The following is a 20251-nucleotide window of genomic DNA, read 5'->3' on the forward strand; positions in this document are numbered from 1 at the left end:
TCCGAGCGATGGAGAGGGTGGAGGCTAAAAGGACATGGGAAACGTCGTTAATTTTGCGCATCGGGGCTCTTCCAAAGTTTGTCCCGAAAACACGATGGCTGCTTTCAGGAAAGCGCTGGAGCAGGGAGCGACCGGCATCGAAACGGACGTGCAGCTTACCAAAGACGGACATATGGTGCTGATTCACGATGAAACGCTGGGGCGGACGACTGACGGCACGGGTTGGGTGAAAGACCATACGTTAAACGAACTGAAGGAGCTGGATGCGGGAAGCTGGTTTCATCCCGATTTTCGGGGAGAACGCATTCCGCATCTCGACGAGCTTTTGGAGCTGGTCAAAGACACCGGGACGATCGTCAATCTTGAGCTGAAAAACGGAGCCGTTCCATACGAGGGGCTGGAAGAGAAAGTCATCGCGCGGGTAAAAGACGACGGGCTGAGCGACCGGGTCGTCATTTCAAGCTTCAATCATTACTCTTTGCTGCTCTGCAAACGGCTTGCGCCTGAAATTCGGACGGGCATTCTTTATATGGAAGGACTCTACGAGCCCTGGGCTTACGCCGACACCTTGCACGCCGACGCGCTGCATGCTTATCATGTTGCGGTGCTTCCCGAATTCGTGGCTGCCGCCAGAGCGGCCGGAAAAGCCTATCATCCGTTTACCGTCAATGACCCGAACGAAATGTTGCGGCTTCTTCAAGCCGGGGTCGACGGCATCATTACGGATTATCCGGATCGGCTTGCCGAATTGCTGGCGAAAGAAAAGTAAAAACGGCGCAAAAAATAAACCGGGTCCAAGGCGGACGCCGGTTTATTTTGGCGGTGGGGGAGAAATCACGTGCTCCGAAGGCGCGAAACAAGGAGACTGGCCGGAAGCTTACTCGTCTTCTTGTTTGCGCTTGGCCGCTTCCTGCGAGCCCTCCTCCAAAATCTCTTCGATCATGCTGGTGGAAGAAGGATTTTCGCGTTCAGGCTCCGGAATCGGATCGACTCCGGGAAATCTTTCTTCTTCCTCGTGTTTATGAGGTTTACCCATACCAATCCACTCCTTTTCAGATACCGGAAGGATGCTGCACAGGTTCATAGGATGTCCCGAAACGTTGTTCCTATACGGCCGGCAGCGGTGCGGCTGTTCCTTGACGCTCTTATGTAAGGATAAACGGAGGGAGCGAATCTGAAACAGGAAGCGGTATGCGAAAATCAAGAAAAGAACCGCTGCTTGCGACAGCGGACGTATGCCGATCAGGTTATTTGAATGCGATCAAGCGCGACACATGGCTCACTTCGTCCAGCGGAATCCAAAAATGGCCCAGCGGCGTGCGTATTTTTAATTTGGCGGGGTCGGACGAGGGTTCCGGGATGCCCGTTAACGTGCTGCCGTCCACGCTTTTAACGAAAAGCGTATGCCCGTGTTTAATGGCAAGTTCAATGACTTTTTCCATGCGACTATTCTCCTGTATATACAGACTATAGATATTTCGTTCTAGTTCTATCATACGGGAAACGGTGCCGGATATAAAGCTATTTTTTCACGAATATAAGCAAATAGACCCAAAAAATATAGGACCTTGCGTATTCATATGAAAAGGTGACGGGAGAAGCTTTCGCATACACTCTTCCTATGACGCCTTCGATTTCTTCCTCGTATTTAATTCGCGTCAAACCGGCGTAAAACCTGCGTAAAAAATGCGTAAAACCTGTATGAAATCTGCGTAAATGCCGCAATTCCATAAACGCCGGTGGCGAAAGTTCGTGCTTGACCCCATTTGATACCGCTGTGTATACTTTTGTATGACCAAATGTTCTCATGTGATATAACATTTGTTCACGGTTTCATCAACAACAAAAAGGGGAGAGTGTTGTTTTTGAATTTTAAATTGAAAGCGAAAACAATGGTAGTCACGGGGCTGATGTCCACGCTGCTCGCCACGTCGGCGTTTGCTGCGCCGCTGCATCCCGTGCAGCACAGCGACTGGATGCAGGAGAAACACATTGTAACCGGTTTCGAAAAAGGGGATCTGATGCTGGCGCAGCATGTTACGCTTGGGGAAGCCGTCGCGTTGTTCGCCAGAGTCCAAGGCCAGCAGTTTGCGCCGACCAATGGCTACTGGGCGATCGATTATTTGAATTGGGCCGCCAATAAAGGCGCCATTACAAAAGCCGAAACGGCTCAGGGCAGAACGTATCCTTCCTCCGACAAATTGGCCGGCATCGCCAAAGGGCTCGGAATCGATTTGAAGCTGGATTCCGCGACGCAGGTGACCCGCGGCGACTTTATCAATGCACTCGGTGAAGCCGTGACGGAGCATATCACGATCGCGCATACGAATGATGTGCACGGGCATATCCAAGACAACTCGAAGGACAAAGAATTCGGTTATGCCAAAATCGCTACGCTCGTCAAGCAGTGGCGCGAAGAGAACAAAAATTTCCTTCTGATGGACGCGGGCGACACGTTCCAAGGAACGATCTACGCCAACCAGTTCAAAGGGGAGTCGATCGTCCCGATCCTGAACAAACTCGGTTATGAAGCCATGACCGCGGGGAACCACGAATTCGATTTCGGCTATGAGCAGCTGCTTAAATTGCGCGATCAGCTCGATTTCCCGATGGTTAACGCAAACGTATACAAAGCGGACGGCTCGAACCTGCTCATTCCTACATACACGGCCGAAGTGGGCGGCCAAAAAATCGCTTTCATCGGGTTCGTGACGGAAGAAACGCCGATCGTGACCCATCCGAACAACGTTATCGGTTTGACCTTCAAAGATCCGGTCGAAATCGCGAAAAAGCTGGTGCCGGAAATGAAGGCGAAGGCGGATCATGTGGTGATCGTATCGCATATCGGCGTGGAAAAAGACCGCGAAATCGCGAAAAACGTATCGGGCATCGACCTGATCATCGGCGGGCATTCCCATACGCCGCTCCGTACGCCTGAAAACGTAAACGGCACGTACATCGTGCAGGACTGGGAATACGGCAAATCGCTCGGGCGCGTGGACTTATACTACTATAATAAAGATTTGGTCGGTTTCAGCGGCGGTTTGGTCGAATATGACGAAAACGTCAAGGCCGATCCGGAAATCGAAAAACTGGTCCAGGACGTCGTCAAGAAGGTTGACGATGCCATGGGCGCTGTGGTCGGGAAAACCGAAGTCGATCTCCATGGCGAAAGAACCGAAGTGCGCGCCATCGAGACGAATCTCGGCAACTTCATCGCGGACGCCATTTTAGCAAAGACCAAAACGATCAAAGGCTACGAAGCCGATGTGGCTCTGGTGAACGGCGGCGGAATCCGCGCCAGCAAAACAGCCGGGGATCTGACGAAAAAGGATCTTTATGCAATACTTCCGTTCCCGAACACGCTGACGATCGTCAAAGCGACGGGTGCCGATATTAAAGCGGCGCTTGAGGTATCGGTCAAAGGCGTGGAAAAGAAAGACGACCTCCCGGGTTCCTTCCTGCAAATCGGCGGCATGTCCTACGTCTACGACGTGACGAAGCCGGTAGGGGAGCGCGTTCAGGAAGTAAAAATCGGCGGCCAGCCGCTTGATCCGAACAAAACGTACACCGTGGCGACAAACGACTTCATTACGTCGGGCGGTGACGGATATTCGATGCTGAAAAAAGATGAAGTGCTGAATACCGGTTACACGTTCTATGACGTCGTGGAAGAGTATTTGGAAAAAGTCAAAGTGATCAGCCCGAAAACGGAAAACCGCATCGTCGAGAAAAAATAAAATGGATCGTCAAAAGGAACCGGCTTGCCGGTTCCTTTTTGGTTTCATGATCTTAATCTCTTAAAAAGAAGGCGATTGCTCCAATGCATATAAACATGATTCCGCTAACGATGCCGATCGAACCATTTGAGCGTATTTCTTGTCGGTCGGCATCATGCTTCGGGCGGCGGTTCAATATTTTAAGCAGTTTGGAATTTGGGTTTTTATAATCGTATAAGCCGAAAACAATCATGATAACGCCTAATAATATCATAACCATCGGATCATCTCCCTTGCTGATGGAAATCAACAAACACTATAATACCTTTATATGGTTGTAAGTGCAATTCGTGTAATTCCTGTTACAATTATAACAAAATTCATTGGACGATAAATCGTTGAAAACAAAAAAAGCGGGCCATATTCGGCCCGCTTTATATCATATAGAATAAAAGCAATGCGCATTAAACTATTTGTATAACTATTGGAAATAGCGACAGCCTATCACTTTTTAATTATACTTGCCGAATTGTCCCTTACCGGTTTCTAGTTCATACATAAGATATAAAGTATTCTAAATCAAGGAGGAGTGTAGGATGAGCGAAGTCGGTGGAGTAGGTTACGGTGGTATTGGCAATAATATGGCAGCAATCTTGGTACTCTTCATTTTGCTGGTTATCATAACTAAATCGTTCTTCTACTAAGTAAATCATATCTTTAAGACCCTGTGATATATAACCATAGGGTCTTCATTATTTTGGCAGGTGCATTTCTGTCCCCGCTTTGTCCCCGATGCCATTTTAAAGTGCTATATTCCTGAAGATAAAATAAAAAAGCCCTTGATAATCAAGGACTTTTTGCTGATGATCTGCAGTGGGCTCGAACCACTGACCCCCACCCTGTCAAGATGATTAAGTGTTCGGTATCTTTCAGTAAAAGTCTGTTCAGGACAAGCCTTTGACGTGTTCGCACGAACATTTATTTGGTATCTAAAAGTAGCTTTCTGTAGCCCTTTTCGTATCAAAATTCGTATCACGTTCACCAGCAGGCCGAATCCGTTATGATTGTGAACCGTAAAATGATTTCCCGAACGTGTCTGCGACATCTTCCTGGATATCAGGTCTGATGTGTGCATACTTATCTATCATTCTTGTGTCAGACCAACCAAGGCGCTCCGCAATTGCCTGAGGTGTTTCACGGTTCTTAATCAAAAACGTAACATGGGTATGGCGAAGGTCGTGGAATCTGATCTTTTTTAAATGTTCTTCAGTCTCTTCTCCGTTAGCGCGACGCTCATCGATGTCATCATTTATTTTTTCGACTATTCGTTCAAATGATCGGTTGACGTTCCGTGGCGAAACAGGGCTGCCGAAACGAGTGCAGACAACAAGTCCATTATCCTCGAATACATCTGCATATTTCATTCGAGCTTCTTTTTGCTTAATTTGATGCTTTGCTAAAACATTCATCGTTTCCTGGTCCAATCGAATAGGTCTTTGACCAGATAATGTCTTTGCACCTACATCGAAACTTTTTCCATCATGATTGAGGATCTGTGTCACGCTTATGATTCGGTTTTTGAAATCAACATCCTTCCAGCGTAGTCCTAGAATTTCGCCTTGTCGCATTCCAGTGGTTAATGCAAGCAGGAATACGATATAAAGAGGATCGGAAGAAGCCGCTCGCAGGAATTGCTGAGATTCTTCGAGTGACCATACCTGCATTTCCTTTTTCTGAGCTTTTGGTCTTTTAATAAACTCAACCGGATCCTCTGAGATAAGCTTCTCGATTCGGGCTTGTTTAAACGAGTCTTTTATAAGTGTATGGCATTTTTGAATATTCTCGTCTGACAAATTACCCGTCTCAAACAAGTCATTATAGATATCTAGGATGTCACGTGCAGTAATGCTGCCGATTTCCTTCTTGCCTAAACCAACAAGTTTCCCCTTGCTGTTCTTCCTCATCGGTAAAATATGCTTTTTCATCAGAGTGGCGTAATTTTCCCATGTTCGCTGTTTAATCGATCGTTTCTTATCTTCAAGGAAATCTTCAACAAAATCCTCGTACAGCCGCTTCGAAACCTTAACAAAGGTCCCTTTGTTAACTTGATTCTCCACCTCGGCCATTGCGGCTTTGACTTCTTTTTGGGTTTTAAATCCTCTACGCAGAATTTGTTTGTACTTCCCGTTTTCCTTGTAATTAACTTTGAAATAATACGTATCAGTCTTATCGTCGTGGTACCAAGGCAAATCAATCACTTCCCTTCGTATGTTGGATAATGTCATTCGGTTGTACTCCGAAATATGAACAGAGGCGTTCGATTACGTCCAACGATACATTCTCGCCCTTTTCAAATTTTGCGAGGGTAGAAGGACCGACGCCTATTGCTTCTCGGAGATCGGTTTTCTTCATGTTATTGTCGATGAGAAGCTTAAATAATGGTTTGTAATTAAATGGCATATTCATTTCCCTTTCAGTATATTATGTATAGAATCTAATCCATTAAATACAGAAAGTCAAATATTTAGTTTGACTGTCGATATCGCTAATGATATATTATGTACAGGAAACGAAACATTTTGGAATTCCAAATCTATTTTCAGGAGGGGGAACGTTTATGAAAAAAGAATGGGTAACCGTCAAAGAACATCGGGGACACAAAATACAAATTCTCAACGGTGCTGGAGCAGGTGAGTGTATGGATTATAAAATAGTTCCTGATATTCGTAGCAGTCCAGAATGCACATACCCAACGATCAGAGCAGCAATTGAGGCAATTGACGAAGACGAGTACGCGGGTTATAGGAACGCCAAGCGTGCTGTTATTGATAAACATTGTTCGTTTATCGAAGAAATGTTGGGATTTTATAAAGTCGATGAAGCCATCCTTATTGACACCATAAAGCGTTGCATGAATTGGACTTATGAAGATGCTTATCGTGACGGGGTGAATTTTGTTCTTAATTTTCGTGAACGCAAGGAAAGGGAAGAACTGATATAAAACAAGGAAAAAAATATCGGCTTCAAAGAAACTTTTGCGGAAATATTGTGAAAAAAATGCGGAAACATTGTGTGTTATTGGACTTTCTATGCTGTATATTTGTATCATGGAAAATCGAATGAAGGACACCACAGGGGCGTGAACGCCCTGCCTACCAGGTCGGCAATGGAGCCGAACTCTTTTATTTGAGTGGTGAAAGCTCCCGCTTCGGTTTTCCATCAAGTCGAATAGGTTATTTGCTTCCTCCGATCAATATGTAGTTGCAAAACACTGTCGGAGGTGAGGCGCGGGCGGGTCGGGATGATCCGCCTTTTCTTTTGGTGACCGCACACTGGGTTTTCCCGGGGTGCTTCACATATATACCCTGTGCGGCTGTTTGATGGTGCGTTATACGTACTGTAGGCTCGCATGGGGCAACCATCCCGTAAGCCCCGGCAGTACGCTTGGCCATCTGCTGTCGGGCAGGGATAAATATTTTATGCATAAATTTGAGGAGGTGCCCGCAACCAGATGATCAGAAACCAATCGATATACGTCGGCCCATCGCTGCCGAAATCCGGCCTGATACTCGGGCAGGGTGGTATTACACGATCACTACTCAAAATGCTACGTTGGGCAGACTCAGAAACACAAACCAACGCGGTTGGGGATTGAGCAAAAGTGGCTGATGAGGTTGTATCGCTGTGGCAACTCATCGAGTGATAAAGACTGGCCGGCACCCGCCGCCATTTACCCGGATCGTAAACGAAGCGCTGCAGGACGCACGCCTCAGCTTTAAGACCCGCGGCCTGCTCGCCTACATGCTGACCAAGCCGGACCATTTCCGCTTTTACCTGGACGAGCTAATGAAGCACACCACCGAGAAAAAGGACAGCATCCGCAGCGGCATGAAGGAGCTCGAGCAGTTTGGTTATGTCCATCGTTACGCGGTCAAAAATGAGCGCGGGAAAATCATGTCTTGGGAACTCGATATTTACGAAAGCCCGTCATTACGTCCAGAATCGGGTTTTCCAGTTGTGGAAAATCCAACGCTAGTAACTAATGATAATATACTAACGAATGATAAAAGATTTAATAAATACATCGATTTTAAAACCATACAAAATCACTTCTTTCAAACCTATCTGAAACACTTTGCTTTGAAGAAGAACAAACAGCACATGAGAATAACACAAGAGCAATATCAAAGCATAAGCGAACGGATAGAGGAACTGCAGTCCTTTGGAGTTACAGCGGACGAATGGGAGGCAGAGGTAAGGGATCATTTCGAGAATCTGCCAAAGAGCAACAATGGGAATATCATCGCGTTCCTGCATACCGCACCAAGGCGGTTTGATGTGGGATAAACCAAGGTTATTGCGAGGAACCCTGTGGAGAGTGGTGAAAGATGAAGCTGATCCGATGGCTGATCAGGAAAACGAATAATGCAGCAAAGCCGGCACCACGTAATCGGAAGGAGAGACGACATGGACGACAAGATTAAGATTGACGCTGATCCCGCGAAACGCATCGCAGCTGCCGCTAAGGATTTGTACAATGCATTCGTTGATGAGTTTGGTGATAGCGGCGTGGCAGTAGATATGACGATTGCAGCAATGCCGTCTATCTGTGCAGAAGTTCACCGTTCGTTGAGGCCGCGCATTGTCTTTAGAGATACTGCGGAGTCACTCGAAGAGTCTTGGAAGATCGATGATGATTACGTACCGACCAGCCGAGGGACGAAGAAGTCCATTGCAGACTATGTTAATGATATATTCAAGGGCACGTCGTCAGACCGACGGAAATGGCTCTTGTAGGCGTTCTGATGTGGAGATGAACAAAGAGACGGGACTAGGGCAAAAACGGCTGAGAGGGGCCGAATTTTCGGCGACGGGTCCTTCTGGCGGTCGAGGTTGGGTGCGGGTGCGGACGACCCCGATTTTCCGCTAGATTTAGTTTTCAAAAATTGCTTTCGCTTTCGCTTGGCAAGTGGCCGATCGAGGGCCTTTTTATTTTTCACTTCGAATTATGTCTGAAATTTTCAAAATAGCATTTTTTCGCAGAAAAACGAAAGTGAGGTGGGGAAATTGGCTAAATCTAAAACGAAAGCGGAAAATCTGCCAGACAAAGAGGTAATCACGTCCGAATTGGCCGCGATTGTGGGGAAAACTCCCCAATGGATACGCCAATTGACCCGGGATGGCGTCTTAAAACAGGTGGGTAGAGGAAAATACCTGCTCGGAGAAGCCGTTCGAGCCTACTGCGAGCACGTTTCAGGCGGCAAAGAGGACGATAAGAAGCCCCGATTTATCGATGAAAAGACGGAACATGAGCGCATCAAGAAGGAAAAAGCGGCCCTTGAACTGGCTGAAATGCAAGGGGAATTACACCGTTCTGCAGATGTCGAGGCGGTCATGAACGACATGTTGGGGGCATTTCGGCAGCGTATCCGGGCGATTCCAATGCGTTTGGCACCGGAATTGATCGGACAAAACGAATTAAACGTTGTTAAGGGCCGATTGTCTGCGGCGCTGGATGAAGCTCTTGCTGAATTAGCTGATTATGACCCGGAGTTGTTCCGGCAAGAACGGGCAAGGAATGATTCTGATGGCGGTTCCTAATTACTTAAAGACCGAAGCCCTCTTTCGTAAGATCGCGAGGGTCGTTGCTCCTCCCCCAAGCCTCACGGTTTCAGAGTGGGCTGACCTTTATCGCCGGCTCTCCTCTGAAGCTTCGGCAGAACCGGGACAATGGCGAACCGAGCGGGCGCCTTATCAACGGGAAATCATGGACGCATTGAATGATGATGAGACCGAAACGATCGTTGTCATGTCTTCGGCCCAGGTCGGCAAGACAGAGATCATCCTGAACATCATCGGTTACTTCATTCATCAAGATCCATCGCCGATCATGTTGGTCCAACCAACGCTCGAATTGGCTCAGGCCTTCTCGAAGGACAGGCTTTCACCGATGGTGCGAGACAGTCCAGAATTGAAAAAGCGAATGGCGGGGGCGAAGAGTCGGGACAGCGGAAACACAATGCTGCACAAGACATTCCCCGGCGGGCACATTACGATGGCTGGCGCTAACTCGCCGGCCTCTTTGGCGTCCCGGCCTATCCGGGTCGTGCTTCTTGACGAGGTAGACCGTTATCCAGTCTCTGCTGGCACCGAAGGTGACCCAGTAACGTTGGTATCCAAGCGGGCGACAACCTTCCACAACCGGAAGCGGGTACTTGTCAGTACGCCGACAATCAAAGGTGCCTCCCGGATCGAGACAGCCTATGAGGCAAGCAGCATGGAACAGTGGTGTTTGCCTTGCCCTAGCTGCGGAGATCATCAGCCGCTGGTCTGGGCACAAATTCGCTTTGAAGATGCGTCGATGGCATGCAAATATTGCGGCGCTCTTCATTCGGAAATAGAGTGGAAGGCTGGCTCGGGCAAGTGGGTTGCCCGGAAGAAAAACCGCAAGGTTCGCGGATTCCACTTGAATGAGCTTGCGAGCCCGTGGAAACGCTGGGAAACCATCATCGAAGAGTTCCGAGAGGCCAAGCACAACGGGACCGAAACGCTTAAAGCCTGGGTCAATACTTCCCTGGGTGAAACATGGGAAGAAAAGGGCGAGCAGTTGGACGATGAAGTCCTGTACAAACGCCGGGAACCGTACAATGCGGATGTGCCGGATGGTGTGAAGATCCTGACGGCAGCCGTCGATACCCAGGACGATCGTTTTGAGGTTGAGGTTCAGGGCTGGGGAGTCGGCCATGAGAATTGGCGTATTCAATACCATGTGATCCGCGGCGACTTGAAGCAGCCCCAGGTGTGGGCCGACCTAGACGAGTTCTTAAAACGAACGTGGGAGGATGCCGACGGAAGAAAATTTCCGATCGCGCTGACTTGTATGGACTCCGGCGGCCACTTCACAAACGAGGTGTATCGCTTTTGTAAGGAGCGGGCAGCACGTAGAGTGTTTGCCATCAAAGGGGAAGGCACCGGTGATGGAACCCGGCAGCCGCTCATTATCGGGACATCAACGAATAATCGCTACAAGGCAACGGTCATCCGCCTCGGCGTCGATGAAGGGAAAACTAAAGTCATGAGCGCCTTGAAAACGCCGATGGTGGACGAAAACGGGCTTAAAATGCGGGGTTATGTCCATTTCCCACTTTCCACGCAGGAGCGAAACCGCGGATATGAGCGGCAATATTTTGAGGGCCTGACGGCCGAGGCGCTGCATACCCGCATGAAAATGGGGGTACCTTACCAAGTTTGGGTAAAGGTCCGGCAACGAAACGAGCCGCTTGACCTTGCGGTGTACAACCGCGCTGCGATAGAAATTCTGCAGCCGGATTTGGACAATATGAATCCATTCTGCAATGCTGGATCAATCGCTCCAGTAGGGGCAGGAGCTCCCCAAGCCGCCTCGCAGCAGCGGCGGTCTGGCGTGGTGAGTAAAGGAATTCAGATTTAATGGGGGAGGTGCTGAGGTTGACCAGACTCGAATCCTTAAGGACGAGGTTGTCGGAGTATATTGCATGCGAGTCAGCGATTTTAAGCGGGGCGCAGTCCTACTCGATCGCCGGCAGAAACTTAACAAGAGCCAATTTGGCCGAAATATCCGACATGATCAGGTATCTTGAAAAAGAAATAGCAGCAGAAGAGGGAATGTCCCGTGGAAATGGCCGAAACCGCGTAATCGGCGTTATTCCTCGGGATTTTTAATTTCCTGTAAATGAGAGGGGGTGATCCACATCAATTTCACGGATCGTTTGGTTTCTTTTTTCAACCCAGTGGCAGGTATGAAACGAACTGCAGCACGCCAGGTCACTCGTGTCATAAATGGTTATGAGCAGGGCGGGGCAAGTCATCAAAAAAAGAGCATGCGTGGCTGGATAACATCAGCCAAAAACCCGAAGGATGACATTGAACCGAACCTTGATACTCTGCGCAGCCGATCCAGGGACCTGTACATGAATGGACCGCTGGGGGCTGCCGCGCTTAAGACGACAAGGACAAATGTTATCGGCTCAGGATTACGGTTAAAGGCAAGGATTAACGCTGAATTGCTGGGGATGACGACAGAAGAGGCTGATGCATGGTGCGGTCACGTTGAAGAGGAATTCAATCTTTGGGCCGAATCGAAACACTCAGATGCGATCAGGATGAACGATTTTTACGATCAGCAGGGCATTGCGTTCCTTGGGATGCTGATGAATGGCGATTCTTTCACCATTTTCAAGCAGGGAAAACGCACTCCTTGGATGCCATACGCTCTCCGGATACATTTGATCGAGGCGGACAGGGTCAGCACGCCACAAGGGAATGGAGTGCTCGGTGATTCGATAGAGGGCAAGGCAACGAATGGGAACCGAATTTACTCCGGTGTTGAAATTGACGATGACGGTGCTTTGGTTGCCTATCACATCGCAAATTCGTACCCAACGGATTACAGCAGCGGGCAACTCCGGGAGTGGACGAGAATCGAAGCCTACGGAAAAGTCACAGGAAGGCCAAACATAATCCACCTGATGGATACTGAGCGAGCGGAGCAGCGCCGAGGTGTTCCGATGTTGGCGCCAGTTATCGAGACTCTGAAGCAAATCACACGGTATACGGAGGCAGAGCTGATGGCCGCGGTAATTTCGGCCATGTTCACTGTATTCATCAAAACAGCGGGGCCGACCTCGGAAAACCCATTGGGTCCAATGATCCCGGTGGAACAACAACTTCCAGTAACCGACCCGAACAGCTACGAGATGGGGCCGGGAGCCATTAACGTTCTGGGGCCAGATGAGGAAATTCAGATCGCTGATCCGAAGCGTCCTAATTCTACGTTCGACCCGTTCGTCCGCTCGCTGTGCCTTTATATTGGGGCTGCGCTGGAAATCCCGTATGAGTTGCTGCTTAAAAACTTTCAATCGTCTTATTCGGCATCCCGGGCGGCGTTGCTCGAAGCTTGGAAGATGTTCCGTATGCGCCGACAATGGACGGCCAAAGAATTCTGCCAGCCGATTTATGAGGAATGGCTAGCTGAAGCGGTTGCGCTCGGCCGCGTTCGCGCGCCCGGGTTTTTTGGCGACCCCAAAATCCGAAAAGCATGGTGTCAAGCGGAGTGGAACGGACCGGCTCCTGGTCAACTCGATCCGGTCAAAGAAGTCGAAGCGGCAGAACGCAGAATTGCTCTCGGTTTAAGTACGCGCGAGCGCGAAGCGATCGAGACAAATGGCAGCGACTTCTGGACAAACATCCAACAGCAGCAAATCGAGATTGCGTCGATGAGATCGGCAGTACTTAATCCTGAAATTTCAAAGCAGACAACTTCTACAAGTCCCGGAAAGGAGGTGAACAAAGACGATGAGTAGATTTTGGAGTTTTAAGAACCTTTCTGATGATGAAGTCGAACTCCGAATATCGGGCGAGATCATTGATGATGATGATGCATGGTTATACGAGTGGTTCGGAATCTCTGCGGTCTCCCCGAACGACTTCAGATCAGAACTCTTGGCTCACAAAGGAAAGAACATCACGGTTTGGATTGATAGCTGGGGTGGAGATGTCTTTGCGGCCATGGGTATGTACAACGCTCTAAAAGAGCATAAGGGGCGCGTGGTAGCCAAGATCGACGGTAAGGCTGTATCAGCCGGATCAATTATCCCGATGGCAGCTAATGAAATCTTGATCAGCCCTGGCGGTATTATGATGGCACATAACCCTTGGACACGTGCACAGGGAGAGTACAAGGACATGATCAAGGCTGCCGAAGTGCTAAACGAGGTTAAAGAAGCTATCTTGAATGTTTACCAGCTCAGAACCAAGCTGAGCCGTGAAAAGCTGTCCCAAATGATGGATGAAACCACTTGGATGAGCGCTCAGAAGGCTGTTAATGATGGGTTTGCTGACAGAATTATGTACCAGGAGGAAGGGGAGGCCCCTATTCAAAATGCCTTTTCATTCAGCATGTTAGCCATCCAAAACAGCACAGATACAGTAATGCGCCGCTTCTTTGAGCAATGGCAAAAGGTTAATCGGCGAGACGGCAGCGACGAACCAGCACCACAGAACAAAAAAACAAAGGAGAGTGAGGACGAGGTGTCTATTACGAATGTCGAAGAATTGAAAAATCAATATCCGCAACTATGCAATCAACTCATTGAACAGGCGGTCAAGGATGCGGTGGAGGCCGAGCGTAACCGGATCAAGGAAATCGAAGATATTGCCAACACTGTTTCTCAGGAACTGGTCAATAAAGCCAAATTTGAGGAACCCATGAATGTTGAAAAGCTGGCGTTCTTGGCGCTGAAACAGGATGCTGGCAGGGGCGAAACGTTCTTGAACGCTCGTCAGAACGAATTGCAAAATAACAGCTCCGTGGAATCGCAGGACACTCAACCAGAAGGTGACAAGAATCTGGAAAAAGCATCCCAAATTGATGCCATCGCAAGTGCGATGAATGCCATCAGAGGCGGAATGGAGGCGAAGAACTAATGGCAAACCTTTGGAACGACAATATCGGATCAACTACGCCTGATAACCTGTTTTATGACACGAAACACCCGACGGACATTAAGGCGGTCACGCTTAAAGCCGGGCAAGGTGTGCTTGAGCGTGGAACTGTTCTCGGAGTTGTTTCGGCAGATGGTCTGGCAGTCCCGGTTGACAGCAGCAAAACCGATGGTAGCGAGCTGGCGGATTCGATCCTGACCGATACGATCGACACGGGAGCTGCCGGTGCAACCGACAACGTTGTAACCACGGCGTACCAAACGGGCTCGTTCAACCGTAAGGCTCTCAAATTTGGGGGCTCTGATACCGCGGACAAGCACGAAACACGATTGCGGATGCTGGGCATCTTCCTCAAAGATGACCAAGCATACGATAAATAAGGGGGAACTATTGACATGGCAATGAATTTGGAACTCTACAAAACAACTACAATGCTGGCGGCTATCGAAAAGACGATGCCTCTTCGTAAATTCTTCACGAAAACTTTTTTTCCGGGCGTGACCACGTTCGTTACCGAAAAAGTCATTTTTGACTACAAGAAAGGGAAACGTCCCATGGCTCCGTTCGTGGCGCCTCGCGTTGGCGGTATTACGGTTTCCCGTGACGGATATCAAACGAAGGAGTATACAGCACCCAAAATCGCTCCACAGCGCATTTTGACGGTGGATGATCTTATGACCCGGGGGATGGGCGAGAATGTATTCAGCCAGCGCACACCGGCACAACGTCAGGCCGAACTCCTCGCGAAAGATCTTTCTCAACTTGAAGACATGACTGCTCGTAGAATTGAGTGGATGGCACGCGAACTCTTCCTTGGAAAACCGATCATTGTCAAAGGTTATATCGACAAACTTGATTCTGAATATGTTGAAGACCAAATTAACTTCGGGTTTGACAATAAAGTAACTCTCGCGGGAGCAGATAAGTGGAGTGATCCGGGATCGGAAGGTAAGAAGCTTGAAAACCTTAAGAAATGGCGAATGGAAGTTATCAAAAAATCTGGTACCGCCCCGACCATGGTGATTTTTGGGCAAAATGCTTGGGAGAGCTTCCGAAAAGATCCGGAAATTATGAAGCTCGTTGATCAACAAAACGCCACCCTTGCACTCATGAATCCAAGCGTTGTTGATATTGCGTTGACATACTGCGGAAAGCTGCCAGGACTGGGGCTGGAACTGTACACCTATGACGATTGGTTTATCGATGATGACGGCGTTGAACAGCCGTATATCCCGGAAAATGCCGTCATTCTGTGCCGCCCTAATCTAGGCAGCTTTTCATATGGGGCTGTGACGCAAATGGAAGCGGACGGCCAGTTCCATACCTACGAAGGCACTCGTGTTCCAAAGTCTTGGTCTGATCAAAACAGCGATGCACGTATGATTCGTTTGAGCTCCCGTCCGATTCCGATTCCTGAAGATGTAGACGGCTGGTTCGTCGCTGAAGTGCAATAAGGAGGGCCATCATGAGCGTAAAGGTGAAGAAAAACAAGGTGCAAGCTGATGGTCGCGAATATCAAGTAGGAGAAATTATCACTGATCTTGATGAAAAAGAAGAGCAACGTTTGATTACTCTCGGCGTCTGCGAAGCGGCGCCGTCGCTCGCCGAGCCGAAACAGGAGCCTGCCGGCACATCGACGGAGACGGATAACGATGCCCTTAACCTCCCGCTGAAAGGGTTGGTCCTTACGGTGGAGCAATTTGCCGAACTGAAAGCTGATGAGCAAAAAGTCCATCTCAAATCTCTCGAGATCGATCCAGCAGGCAAGGAAGAAGATCGGGTCGCTCAGTATGATGAATGGTACACCAGCCAAGTAACGGATGGTGGTTCGGATGCGCAGCTTTAAGGAGCAGCTTGTTCACGATGTTCAGTCGGTATTTATGAACATCGATGAATTCGCCGAAGTCCATACCGTTACAACCTTCACTGATGAAACCCGGAAGGCTGGTCAGCTGGACCGTAAACTGCCCATGATCGTGGAGAAATTCACTTTGGACGGCAGGCCAATTCAGAGCGCAGACGGCGTCTCCGCGCATAACGCAATCGTTCATATCGATCCTAAAATTCTGGCCTATACCCCCAGGGTTGACCAGAATTTTTATTTGGATTTCTTACGGTATACCGTCAAAGGTGTATCGAATGACACTGGCGTTTTGAAGATCGTCCTGCAGGCGAATGGTGTGCGGCCATGAGTGATTTCTTCCAGATAAAGGACAATTTCCAGCAGGTTAACCGGGCACTTAAGCAGACGGACAAGGCGCTCTATCGGGCGTTCTTGTCCAGCTTAAACCGCGCCACGCAGCGGGCAAAGACGGAAGCTGGACGGAAGACGCGTGAGCGTTATGTGGTGAAACAGGGAGACGTTGTCGAGACCATTAGGGTGCGAAAGGCAGCGGGGAAAAACCTGCAGGCTACTTTGACCTCCCAGGGCTATTCCATTCCTCTGATCCGCTTTTCGGTTGCACCTAAGCGCCGTTTGAAGCGGCCGCCGAAGGCAGTGAAGGCAGCCGTATTCCGCGGCGGAGCAAAAAAGCCGATTCCCGGAGCGTTTGTGACGACTACTGGCAGCCATACTGGCGTATTCGAGCGCGTGGGTAAGAAGCGATTGCCGATCAGGGAGCTTCGAGGGCCAGCGGTGCCGTCTATGGTCGGAAGCGAAGAGGTGCGCGAGCACGTCCAGCAGGTATATGCCGATGAAATGATGAAGCGGCTGCCGCATGAACTTGATCGAACGTTAGGGAGGCTGAAAGCGTGACGCCTATCATGATGATGCAAAAGCTGCAAGGGTATTTGCAGGAGATCACCAAGGAAATGTTTTTTGGTCCGCTGCGGCTCCGGCCAAACATTTATTTGGTCGATCTCCCGGCGCGGGCAACACCGGATTACGACCCAGATCAGCAGGAAACGGACATTCTCCCGGTACAAACAACCCTTCCGGACGAGAGGGACGAGCGGTGGCCGTATATCATTATTATTTTTAACAGCGCAGAGGACACGGAGGACGGGTATCGGACGGCGAATATCGACCTATCATTTGGATGCGAAGGATCGGGGCCTGATGGATACATGGACGTGCTGCATCTCATGGAATACGTCCGGGCCTCCTTATTACGAGAAACTTACGAAGGATGGTCTTTTCGTTTAACCCGTCCCCTAACGATGGGGTTTTACGAAGAACAGCCCGATCCATATTGGATTGGCTACGTGTCCACTACATGGGAAGTTCCATCAATCGAACAGGAGGTATGGAAGAATGGCTTCTAAAAGAGAACAAGCAAACGAGCAGGAACAGCCTGCCAAGCAAGAAAAACAAGCGGCACCAGCCCCGGTTGAGCAACTGATTTACATCGGCCAGACGATCCACCAAGACGGCATCGGACTCCGAACAAATCAGACGTTTATCGGCGGGTATCCGGCATTTTTACAGCCGCTTTATGAGAAATACCCGCAAATCAAGGCGCTATTCGTGCCGGTGGAAAATCTGCGGGAAGCTCAAAAACAAATCCAGCAGACGGGCACGGCCCTGAACACGGCCGCCCTGTCGCTGAAAGGAGTGCAATAATACATGGCGGAATTTCACGGCGTAAAAGCCACAGAAACATTCAGCCCCAAGGCAGCGGTGGTGCAAACCAACACGCTGCCTTTTTATATCGGCACAGCTCCGATCAACCAGGTGGCCGATCCGGCGGGCGCGGTTAACAAGGTGATTCTGGCGACAAGTTTCGAGGATTTCAAGACAAAGCTTGGGTTTTCGTGGGACTGGAAATCGTTCACACTCTGCGAAGCAGCACATGCTCATTTCGTTGTTAACGAGCAATCTCCAGTGGTGTTTGTGAACGTCCTCGGTGTTACCGATACGGAAACAACTGCTCCGGCCGCCGCCACCTTTGTTGATGGTATCCATACGATCGACAAGGATGGTGTCCTGAAAGACACGGTCACGGTCGGGGATGGAACGACCAATTACCAGGTTGGCAATGATTACACCCTCACATTTAACGAGTCCGGCAAGATTGTTATTGCTATTGTCAGCGGTGGTAGCATCCCGGCGGGTACAACCTCATTGCAGGTGGGTTACAAAGCCCTGAAACCGTCCGCCGTTAATGCATCGCGTATCATCGGCGGCACCGACGCGCAGACGGGGGAGCGTACTGGATTGGAACTGATCGAGGACGTTTTCCTGGAAACAGCTTTTGTTCCAAATCTGATCTTGGCGCCAGGTTGGTCGCACGATCCGGTGGTTGGCGCCGTTATGGATGCAAAGAGCAAAAATATCAACGGCCTGTTCGAAGCTCATGCGGTAACGGATCTCGACGCCAGTGTGAAATATATGGATGTTCCCCAATGGAAGAAGGATAACGGATACACCGATTATCTGCAGACGAATACGTACCCAATGGCGACGTACAAGGGCCGTGTTTACCATATGTCGACGTTGGTCGCTGCGACCATGGTGGCCACCGACCAATCAAACAACGGCGTGCCCGTACAGACTCCGTCCAATCAGCCGATTACGGTTGACGGCCTGGTCTATGCGGACGGAACGCCGGTCAGAATCCCATATGATCAGGCGAACATCTTGAATTCTAACGGCATCGTGACGGCGATCCGCTGGCAAGATGGTTTCCACGCATGGGGCAACCGGACAGGCGCATATCCGGAATTCACGGATGCGCAGCGGGCATTTATCCCGGTCCGCCGGATGTTCAGTTACATCAAAAATAACCTTGTTCTTCGCCACTGGCAGCAGGTCGATGATCCGCTTAATATCCGGCTTATCCAGTCGGTAGCTGACGGCGCCAACGTCTGGCTTAATGGTCTGGTAGGCGCAGGCTACTTGCTCGGCGGGCGGGTGGAATTTCTGGCTTCGGACAACCCAGCAGAGCAGATTGGCAACGGGAAAATGGTGTACCGGGTCTTCGTCACGCCGCCGTCCATGGCGCAGGAAATCGAATTTATCGTTACGTATGACGCATCTTATCTGGCTGCTTTGACGGCGGCTTAAGGAGGTTTATCAATATGGCTGGAAATATTCCGGTTAAGCTTGAGGGCATGGCCCTGTTTTTGGAAGGCAGTAACACGGATTTTGCGACGGGAGATATCACGCTTCCGTCCCTTACGCCAATGTCCGATACGATCTCGGGAGCGGGCATCCTGGGTGAGGTTGATCTTCCTTCTCCAGGCCACTACGGTTCCATGGAACTGGGAATTGCATGGCGTACTATCAACAGGGATGCATTTAACCTGGTTGGTTCGAAAATGAAGGGCCTTGAAATTCGTGGAGCGTTTAAAGAATTCGACAAATCGAAAACCGAGTTTGTCACGCGCTCCATCAAGATCGTGGTTCGCGGAGTCGGAAAGGGTGTCGATCTGGGGACCCTTTCTGTGAATGCTGCGACGGACACGACAACCACTATCGAGGTCATTTATATGAAAATTTTCATCGATGGGCAGGCTGTTTTTGAAATTGACAAATTCAATTTTGTAAGTCGAGTAAACGGTCAGGACGATCAAGCGGACGTCCGTAAAGCCCTTGGATTGGCTTAAGAGAGAGGAGAGCGAAGGTTATGAATGAAGCTAAAAAAGAGGATCTGCAGGTCGAACAAGGAGCCGGGACGGTAATCAAACTGTCCCGGCCTTTTATTTGGGAGGACACTGAATATACGGAGCTTCATCTGGATTTCGAAAAGCTGTCGGGGGATGACATCATTTCTCTCGAATCGGATTTCTTGGAAATGAACGGGCAGAGAAACTTCTTGCCGGCATTTAAAAGCGAACATCCGGCGTACCTGGCCGTGCTTGCCGCCAAGGTGCTTGGTGTCCATTTTAATTTCTTGAAAAAGCTGCCGGCTAAGGACTTTAACAAAGTGGTGGACGCGGCGCGAAATTTTTTGAAGGGTTGGGGTTGAGCGAAGCCCCCCCTGTAAAGCTCATGGAAATTTGCTTTATCATCTCTGAGGCCGGGGGTTCCCCGGTCGAATACATGTCCCGATCAATCCGGGAAATACGAATGTGGTTGAAGGCTCGACAAGGCTTTGCCGAATTCGTAA

At 49.5% G+C, this 20251-nt stretch carries 26 protein-coding genes; 21 read left to right on the top strand and 5 right to left on the bottom strand.

From position 1 onward, the window contains the following. Positions 1-34: 34 nt before the first annotated feature. Positions 35-769, top strand: a complete 735-nt coding sequence (locus tag GQY55_RS25270; protein ID WP_160044689.1) for a glycerophosphodiester phosphodiesterase — start codon at positions 35-37, stop codon at positions 767-769. 108 nt (positions 770-877) lie between these two features. Here GQY55_RS25270 and GQY55_RS25275 read toward each other — a convergent pair whose 3' ends face one another. Together GQY55_RS25275 and GQY55_RS25280 are read right to left on the bottom strand one after the other, a co-directional pair. Then, positions 878-1036 (bottom strand): hypothetical protein, encoded by a 159-nt coding sequence (locus tag GQY55_RS25275; RefSeq protein WP_160044690.1) that lies wholly within the window; start codon positions 1034-1036, stop codon positions 878-880. A gap of 211 nt (positions 1037-1247) precedes the next feature. After that, entirely contained in the window at positions 1248-1442 is a 195-nt protein-coding gene (locus GQY55_RS25280; protein WP_160044691.1) for a hypothetical protein, read from the bottom strand. 450 nt (positions 1443-1892) lie between these two features. Between GQY55_RS25280 and GQY55_RS25285 the strand changes: the two genes are divergently transcribed. Further along, entirely contained in the window at positions 1893-3740 is a 1848-nt protein-coding gene (locus GQY55_RS25285; RefSeq protein WP_201452239.1) for a bifunctional metallophosphatase/5'-nucleotidase, read from the top strand. Between the two features lie 52 nt (positions 3741-3792). Here GQY55_RS25285 and GQY55_RS25290 read toward each other — a convergent pair whose 3' ends face one another. Then, on the bottom strand, positions 3793-3999 hold the full coding sequence (locus GQY55_RS25290) for a hypothetical protein (protein WP_160044692.1): 207 nt from the start codon (positions 3997-3999) through the stop codon (positions 3793-3795). Between the two features lie 316 nt (positions 4000-4315). Here GQY55_RS25290 and yjcZ point away from each other — a divergent pair, with 316 nt between their 5' ends. After that, on the top strand, positions 4316-4423 hold the full coding sequence (yjcZ, locus tag GQY55_RS25295) for a sporulation protein YjcZ (RefSeq protein ID WP_160044693.1): 108 nt from the start codon (positions 4316-4318) through the stop codon (positions 4421-4423). 354 nt (positions 4424-4777) lie between these two features. Here the strand turns inward: yjcZ and GQY55_RS25300 are convergent, their stop codons facing one another. Further along, positions 4778-6004 (bottom strand): site-specific integrase, encoded by a 1227-nt coding sequence (locus GQY55_RS25300; protein WP_160044694.1) that lies wholly within the window; start codon positions 6002-6004, stop codon positions 4778-4780. Continuing rightward, on the bottom strand, positions 5970-6179 hold the full coding sequence (locus GQY55_RS25305; RefSeq protein WP_160044695.1) for a helix-turn-helix domain-containing protein: 210 nt from the start codon (positions 6177-6179) through the stop codon (positions 5970-5972). Before GQY55_RS25305 ends, GQY55_RS25300 begins: the two co-directional genes overlap by 35 nt. A 157-nt stretch (positions 6180-6336) precedes the next feature. On the opposite strand from GQY55_RS25305, the gene GQY55_RS25310 reads away from it, so the two are divergent. The 18 genes from GQY55_RS25310 to GQY55_RS25390 all read left to right on the top strand — a co-directional run bounded on the left by GQY55_RS25310 (position 6337) and on the right by GQY55_RS25390 (position 20110). Further along, entirely contained in the window at positions 6337-6720 is a 384-nt protein-coding gene (locus GQY55_RS25310; RefSeq protein WP_160044696.1) for a hypothetical protein, read from the top strand. Between the two features lie 683 nt (positions 6721-7403). After that, positions 7404-8066 (top strand): hypothetical protein, encoded by a 663-nt coding sequence (locus tag GQY55_RS25315; protein ID WP_160044697.1) that lies wholly within the window; start codon positions 7404-7406, stop codon positions 8064-8066. A 120-nt stretch (positions 8067-8186) separates the two neighbouring features. Then, complete coding sequence (locus tag GQY55_RS25320; protein ID WP_160044698.1) at positions 8187-8516, top strand: hypothetical protein; 330 nt, start codon at positions 8187-8189, stop codon at positions 8514-8516. Positions 8517-8786: 270 nt separating this feature from the next. Beyond that, positions 8787-9320, top strand: a complete 534-nt coding sequence (locus GQY55_RS25325; RefSeq protein WP_160044699.1) for a hypothetical protein — start codon at positions 8787-8789, stop codon at positions 9318-9320. Beyond that, entirely contained in the window at positions 9298-11169 is a 1872-nt protein-coding gene (locus GQY55_RS25330) for a phage terminase large subunit family protein (protein ID WP_236575850.1), read from the top strand. The genes GQY55_RS25325 and GQY55_RS25330 overlap by 23 nt, the downstream gene beginning before the upstream one ends. Then, positions 11169-11420, top strand: coding sequence for a DUF6148 family protein (locus GQY55_RS32160; RefSeq protein WP_442953646.1), 252 nt, complete (start codon positions 11169-11171; stop codon positions 11418-11420). Before GQY55_RS25330 ends, GQY55_RS32160 begins: the two co-directional genes overlap by 1 nt. A 77-nt stretch (positions 11421-11497) precedes the next feature. After that, on the top strand, positions 11498-13060 hold the full coding sequence (locus tag GQY55_RS25335) for a phage portal protein (RefSeq protein WP_236575857.1): 1563 nt from the start codon (positions 11498-11500) through the stop codon (positions 13058-13060). Continuing rightward, positions 13053-14183, top strand: a complete 1131-nt coding sequence (locus tag GQY55_RS25340; protein ID WP_160044701.1) for a head maturation protease, ClpP-related — start codon at positions 13053-13055, stop codon at positions 14181-14183. The genes GQY55_RS25335 and GQY55_RS25340 overlap by 8 nt, the downstream gene beginning before the upstream one ends. Continuing rightward, positions 14183-14581 (top strand): head decoration protein, encoded by a 399-nt coding sequence (locus GQY55_RS25345; protein WP_160044702.1) that lies wholly within the window; start codon positions 14183-14185, stop codon positions 14579-14581. Before GQY55_RS25340 ends, GQY55_RS25345 begins: the two co-directional genes overlap by 1 nt. Positions 14582-14596: 15 nt before the next feature. Beyond that, positions 14597-15655 carry a major capsid protein gene (locus GQY55_RS25350; RefSeq protein WP_201452232.1) on the top strand — a complete coding sequence of 353 codons (1059 nt, stop codon included), beginning with the start codon at positions 14597-14599 and terminating at the stop codon, positions 15653-15655. Positions 15656-15666: 11 nt separating this feature from the next. Next, positions 15667-16047 carry a hypothetical protein gene (locus GQY55_RS25355; protein WP_160044703.1) on the top strand — a complete coding sequence of 127 codons (381 nt, stop codon included), beginning with the start codon at positions 15667-15669 and terminating at the stop codon, positions 16045-16047. After that, on the top strand, positions 16034-16393 hold the full coding sequence (locus GQY55_RS25360) for a hypothetical protein (protein ID WP_160044704.1): 360 nt from the start codon (positions 16034-16036) through the stop codon (positions 16391-16393). The genes GQY55_RS25355 and GQY55_RS25360 overlap by 14 nt, the downstream gene beginning before the upstream one ends. Next, positions 16390-16956, top strand: a complete 567-nt coding sequence (locus GQY55_RS25365) for a phage tail protein (RefSeq protein WP_160044705.1) — start codon at positions 16390-16392, stop codon at positions 16954-16956. The genes GQY55_RS25360 and GQY55_RS25365 overlap by 4 nt, the downstream gene beginning before the upstream one ends. Continuing rightward, entirely contained in the window at positions 16953-17465 is a 513-nt protein-coding gene (locus GQY55_RS25370; protein ID WP_160044706.1) for a hypothetical protein, read from the top strand. The genes GQY55_RS25365 and GQY55_RS25370 overlap by 4 nt, the downstream gene beginning before the upstream one ends. Beyond that, a complete protein-coding gene (locus GQY55_RS25375) occupies positions 17455-17763 on the top strand; it encodes a hypothetical protein (RefSeq protein WP_160044707.1) in 309 nt (102 codons plus the stop codon). The genes GQY55_RS25370 and GQY55_RS25375 overlap by 11 nt, the downstream gene beginning before the upstream one ends. Before the next feature lie 3 nt (positions 17764-17766). Then, positions 17767-19206, top strand: a complete 1440-nt coding sequence (locus tag GQY55_RS25380) for a phage tail sheath family protein (protein ID WP_160044708.1) — start codon at positions 17767-17769, stop codon at positions 19204-19206. A 14-nt stretch (positions 19207-19220) separates the two neighbouring features. Further along, positions 19221-19748, top strand: a complete 528-nt coding sequence (locus GQY55_RS25385) for a phage major tail tube protein (protein ID WP_160044709.1) — start codon at positions 19221-19223, stop codon at positions 19746-19748. 20 nt (positions 19749-19768) lie between these two features. Beyond that, positions 19769-20110, top strand: coding sequence for a phage tail assembly protein (locus tag GQY55_RS25390; RefSeq protein ID WP_160044710.1), 342 nt, complete (start codon positions 19769-19771; stop codon positions 20108-20110). The last annotated feature ends 141 nt before the right edge of the window (positions 20111-20251 follow it).

The sequence above is a fragment of the Paenibacillus sp. USDA918EY genome (assembly GCF_009870825.1).
Taxonomy (GTDB): Bacteria; Bacillota; Bacilli; order Paenibacillales; family Paenibacillaceae; genus Paenibacillus_AQ; species Paenibacillus_AQ albilobatus.